The sequence below is a fragment of the Isoptericola sp. NPDC060257 genome, assembly GCF_042726645.1.
Lineage (GTDB): Bacteria > Actinomycetota > Actinomycetes > Actinomycetales > Cellulomonadaceae > Isoptericola > Isoptericola nanjingensis.
The window spans coordinates 1-3,624 of sequence record NZ_JBHXAW010000363.1 but is presented as its reverse complement, the minus strand read 5'-3'; the positions used below and the strand labels follow the sequence as shown (position 1 = coordinate 3,624).

Below are 3,624 nucleotides of genomic sequence, written 5' to 3'. Positions count from 1 at the left end.
GTGCCCCGGCACGGTCGGCGGACCGCCGTCCGGAGCGCCGCGGCAGGTCCGCCGTGTGGCGCAAGCGGGCGGAGATCGCCCTGTTCGTGACGCCGGCGCTCGCGCTGCTCGTCGCGTTCGTCGTCGTCCCCGTGGCCACCGCCGTGCAGATGTCGCTGTACAGGTGGAAGGGCTTCGGGCCGATGGTCGACTTCGTCGGCCTGCGCAACTACGTGTCGGTGCTGACCAACGAGGTCTTCACGGACGCCGTCGTGCACAACCTCGTCATCGTGGTGGGCTCGATCCTGCTGCAGCTCCCGCTGGGGCTCGCGATCGCGCTGCTGCTCAACCGCAAGATGTGGGGCCAGGGCCTGCTGCGCACCATCATCTTCGTGCCGTACGTGCTGGCGGAGGTCATCGCCGGCGTCGTGTGGTTCCAGCTGCTGCAGCCGGAGTACGGCGTCATCGACACGATGCTCGCCGCCGTGGGCCTGCACGGGCCGGAGCAGGGCTTCCTCGGCACGCCCGAGTACGCGTTGTGGACCGTGCTCGTGGTGCTCACCTGGAAGTACCTCGGCCTCGCCGTGATCCTCTTCCTCGCGGGGCTGCAGGGCGTGCCCGACGAGCTCTACGAGGCCGCCCAGCTCGACGGCGCCTCCTGGTGGCAGGTGCAGCGGCGCATCACCATCCCGCTGCTCGGCCCGACCATGCGCACGTGGGGCTTCCTGTCGATGATCGGCTCGCTCCAGCTCTTCGACATGGTGTGGATCCTCACCGGCGGCGGGCCCGCCAATGCCACGACGACCATGGCGACGTTCCTCGTCAACGAGGGCACCAAGCGGCAGAACTTCGGCATCGCCGGCGCCGCCTCCGTGGTGCTGTTCGTCATCGCGCTGGTGCTCGCGCTCGCGTACCAGAAGTTCATCCTGAGCCGCGACAGCAAGGAGGGCGGCCGATGAGCGCCGTGACGACCCCCGCCCGCACGTCCGGCCCTGCCCCCGCCCGCGGCGGCCGCAGGGCGACGTTCTCCGGCGGGAACCCGCTGGTCTACGCGATCGCGCTGGTCGTGGTGGCGGTGACGCTCGGGCCGGTGCTGTACGGCGTGCTGGGCGGGTTCCGCACCAACGCCCAGCTCGCGGAGGACCCGGCCGGCCTGCCCAGCCCGTGGGTGTGGGACAACTACGCCGGCGTGCTCTCGGCCGACTCGCCGTTCTGGGGCTACTTCCTCAACTCCACGATCATCGCCGTCGTCACGACCGCCGTCGTCGTGGTGTTCGGCATCATGGCCGCCTACCCCCTCGCGCGGTACCGCTTCAAGGGGCGCGAGGCGCTGTTCATGGTGTTCGTGATCGGGCTGCTGTTCCCCGCGACCGTGGCGATCATCCCGCTGTTCATCCTGATCACGCAGAACTACCACATGGGCAACACCTGGTGGGGGGTGGCGCTGCCGCAGGCGGCGTTCGCGCTGCCGATGACGGTCGTCATCCTGCGCCCGTTCCTCCAGGCGCTGCCCACCGAGCTCGAGGAGGCGGCGCAGCTCGACGGCGCCAGCCGCATCGGGTTCTTCTGGCGGATCCTGCTGCCCCTGTCCGGGCCGGGGATGGTGACCGTCGGCGTGCTCGCGTTCGTCGGCTCCTGGAATGCCTACCTCCTGCCCCTGCTGCTGCTGCAGGGCGACATGCGGACGCTGCCCCTCGGTGTCGCCGACTTCTCCTCGGAGCACTCGGCGGACACCGCGGGCGTGTTCGCCTTCACGACGCTGGCGATGATCCCTGCGCTGGTGTTCTTCCTCGCGATGCAGAAGCGCATCGTGAACGGCCTGCAGGGAGCCGTGAAGGGATGACCCAAGGAGAGCACGTGACCCACCCTGTCCCCACGGTGCCGGAGCTGCCGGCGCTGCCCGTGGTGTCCGAGCGCGTGACCGCGCTGCACGCCCGCATGACCCTGGAGGAGAAGCTCGCGCAGCTGGTCGGCTACTGGCTCGACCAGGGCGGCGACGTCGTCGCCCCCATGCAGGGCGAGATGGCCGCAGGCGACGGCGGCCGCCTCGAGGAGGTCACCCGGCACGGCATCGGCCACTACACCCGGGTCTACGGCACGCGGCCGGTGGACCCGGCGGAGCGCGCCGCCTGGCTGTGGGCGGAGCAGCAGCGGCTCCGGCGCGAGACGCGGCTCGGCATCCCCGCCCTCGTGCACGAGGAGTGCCTCACGGGCCTGTCCGCGTGGAAGGCGGCGACGTTCCCCACGCCGCTCGCCTGGGGCGCGTCGTTCGACCCCGACCTCGTGGCCGAGATGGGCGACGTCATCGGGCGGTCCATGCGGGAGCTCGGCATCCACCAGGGCCTCGCGCCCGTGCTCGACGTCGTGCGCGACCCCCGCTGGGGCCGCGTCGACGAGTGCATCGGCGAGGACCCGTACCTCGTCGGCACGGTCGGCACCGCGTACGTGCGAGGCCTGCAGGACGCCGGCGTGCATGCGACGCTCAAGCACTTCGTCGGGTACTCGGCGTCGCGCGCCGGGCGCAACCACGCGCCCGTCTCGGCGGGGCCGCGCGAGATGGCCGACGTCTTCCTGCCGCCGTTCGAGATGGCGGTGCGCGACGGCGGCGTGCGGTCGGTCATGGCGTCGTACGTCGACGTCGACGGCGTGCCGATGCACGCCAGCCCGGAGCACCTCACCGGGATCCTGCGCGACGAGTGGGGCTTCGACGGCACCGTCGTCGCGGACTACTTCGGCGTCGCGTTCCTCGAGGTGATGCACCGGGTCGCCGCCGACCGCGGAGAGGCGGCCGCGCAGGCGCTCGCGGCCGGCCTCGACGTCGAGCTGCCGTCGGGCGACGCGTACCTCGAGCCGCTCGCGGAGGTCGTCCGTGCGGGCGGCCTGGACGAGCGGTACGTGGACCGCGCCGTGCTGCGCGCCCTCGCGCAGAAGGAGGAGCTCGGCCTGCTCGACGACGACGCCTTCGCCGGCGAGCCGCCCGCCGTGGTCGACCTGGACTCGCCCGACCACCGCGACGTGGCGCGCCGCCTGGCGGAGGAGTCGCTCGTGCTCCTCGGCAACGACGGCGTGCTGCCGCTGACGGGGTGGAGCGCCGCGCCGTCGCGCGTCGCCGTCGTCGGCCCCAACGCTCACCGCAGCGACGCGCTCATGGGCTGCTACTCGTTCGCCAACCACGTGCTGGCGCACCACCCCGAGGTGCCGAAGGGCTTCCACATCCCCACCGTGTTCGAGTCGCTCGGCGGCGCGTTCCGCACCGCGGGCCTGCCGCAGCCCGAGCTCGTGCACGCCGCGGGCTGCGACGTCGAGGGCGAGGACACGTCCGGCTTCGCCGAGGCGGTCGCCGCCGCGTCGTCGGCGGACGTCGCCGTCGTCGTCGTGGGCGACCACGCGGGCCTGTTCGGCCGCGGGACCGTGGGCGAGGGCAACGACGCGGAGTCGCTGGAGCTGCCCGGCGTGCAGCGCGGGCTCGTCGAGGCCGTGCTCGCCACCGGCACCCCGGTCGTCATGGTGGTGCTCAGCGGCCGGCCGTACGCGATCGACTGGGCGCTCGACGTCGCGGGCGACTCCGACGACCGGCGCCCGGGCGCGGTGCTCCAGGCGTTCTTCCCCGGCGAGGAGGGCGGCACGGCCGTCGCCGCGGCGGGC

The 3,624-nt window shown here is 72.8% G+C and carries 3 protein-coding genes; all 3 read left to right on the top strand.

Annotated elements, in window-relative coordinates:
* Positions 1-938, top strand: a 938-nt coding sequence (locus ACFWEK_RS19995; RefSeq protein ID WP_430555178.1) for a carbohydrate ABC transporter permease, incomplete at its 5' end; no start/stop codon positions are given.
* Complete coding sequence (locus ACFWEK_RS19990; protein WP_430555177.1) at positions 935-1,822, top strand: carbohydrate ABC transporter permease; 888 nt, start codon at positions 935-937, stop codon at positions 1,820-1,822. The genes ACFWEK_RS19995 and ACFWEK_RS19990, both read left to right, overlap by 4 nt.
* Positions 1,819-3,624, top strand: a 1,806-nt coding sequence (locus tag ACFWEK_RS19985; protein WP_430555176.1) for a glycoside hydrolase family 3 protein, incomplete at its 3' end; no start/stop codon positions are given. The genes ACFWEK_RS19990 and ACFWEK_RS19985, both read left to right, overlap by 4 nt.

Excerpts from the sequence above, each read along its gene's own strand:
- ACFWEK_RS19990 (WP_430555177.1), top strand. The coding sequence starts at position 935 with ATGAGCGCCGTGACGACCCCCGCCCGCACGTCCGGCCCTGCCCCCGCC.